General features: G+C 72.3%; 1 protein-coding gene. It reads left to right on the top strand.

Annotated features, from left to right (window positions below; genetic code table 11):
* On the top strand, positions 1-912 hold a 912-nt coding region (locus AB0I77_RS54055), incomplete at its 5' end, for an AAA family ATPase (RefSeq protein WP_363290406.1).
* Positions 913-1,006: the final 94 nt, after the last annotated feature.

Raw genomic sequence — 1,006 nt, 5'->3', positions numbered from 1 at the left:
CGCCGTCGCACGATTCTTGTTCGTGAACACGAGATTGATGCTCGCGCGGTGACCGAGCCGGTGGGATCGCGGCCGGTAGCCGATCTGGTGGGGCGCAGGGCCGAGTGGGAACTGGTCAAGTCACTGCTCGAGGGGGATGGCCGGGTTGGCCCGGGTCTGTTGCTGCGCGGCGATCCGGGGGTGGGTAGGAGCGCGCTGCTGGATGCGGCCGCGGCGCGGGCCGCAGCCGTTGGCATGCGAGTACTGCGGGCCTCCGGCGTGGAGTTCGAGGCCGAGTGGAACTTCTCGGCGCTGCACCAGATGCTCTACCCGCTGCGCGAGCATGTCGACCGGCTCGCCGGCCGCCACCGCGACGCCCTCCTGCAGGTCCTCGACCTCGCGGCGGAACCCTCGCCGGACCCGCTGGTCGCCTCGACGGCGCTGCTCGCCCTGCTCGGCGACGTCGCAGCCGAACGTCCGCTGCTGATGATCGCCGACGACGTGCAGTGGATCGACCGCGCCAGCGCGACCGCGCTGGGGTTCGCCGCCCGCCGTATCGACGGCACCCTCATCGCCTTCCTGGCCGCCAGCCGGACCGGGGAGGACGGCTTCGTCCACCACATCCGGCTGTATGAGCGCATGATCGGCCCGCTGGCCGAGCAGCCGGCGGCCACGCTGCTGGACGCCCGATGGCCGGGACTGGCGCCTGCAGTACGGCGGCGGCTGCTCGCCGAAGCCGCCGGTAACCCGCTGGCACTGGTGGAGTTGCCCACGGCACTGACCGACCGACAGCGCTTCGGCCAGGACCCACTGCCCGCCTTCCTGCCTCTTTCCGGGCGGCTGGAGGAGACCTTCGCCGCCGCCATCGAAAGCTGCCCGCACCGACCCGAAAGCTGCTGTTGCTGGCCGCGCTGGACGCCGAGTCCGACTTGACCACCCTGCAGACGGCCGCACAGGGCTCCGCGGACGGCGACGACCTCGCCCCGGCGCTGCAGGCCACCGTGGTCCATGTCGAGACGGCCGCCGG

This window comes from Streptomyces sp. NPDC050619, from assembly GCF_040654815.1.
GTDB lineage: Bacteria > Actinomycetota > Actinomycetes > Streptomycetales > Streptomycetaceae > Streptomyces.
This window is presented reverse-complemented; position numbering and strand designations above follow the sequence as displayed.